The 272-nt window shown below is 63.2% G+C and carries 1 protein-coding gene; it reads left to right on the plus strand.

Annotation, left to right across the window (positions count from 1 at the left end; all coding sequences use genetic code 11):
• The coding region (locus SB660_RS20630) for a hypothetical protein (RefSeq protein WP_410584209.1) at positions 1-272 on the plus strand (272 nt) is incomplete at both ends.

Here is a 272-nt window from a genome sequence, read left to right on the forward strand (position 1 = left end):
CGCGATCGGCGCGGTTCTCGGGCATGGGATGCCTCATCCGCCGCTCGAGTCACCGTCGGAGCCGCGCGCGCGGATCGTAATCGCGCTGTGCTCGGAGCAGGGATTCGTCGGCGCCTTCAATGAGCGGATTCTCGACTATTCGCAGAACTGTATCGACCACGCGCAATCGGAGCTGATGCTGGTGGGTACGCGCGGTGAGTTGCTGGCCAAAGAACGTCGCTGTCCAGTGCTCTGGAATTCACCCGCGGCTTCTCACGCGGACGATGTCCTGT

The sequence above is a fragment of the Bacillus sp. SIMBA_005 genome, assembly GCF_046535585.1.
In the GTDB taxonomy this organism is placed as follows: Bacteria; Bacillota; Bacilli; order Bacillales; family Bacillaceae; genus Bacillus; species Bacillus pumilus.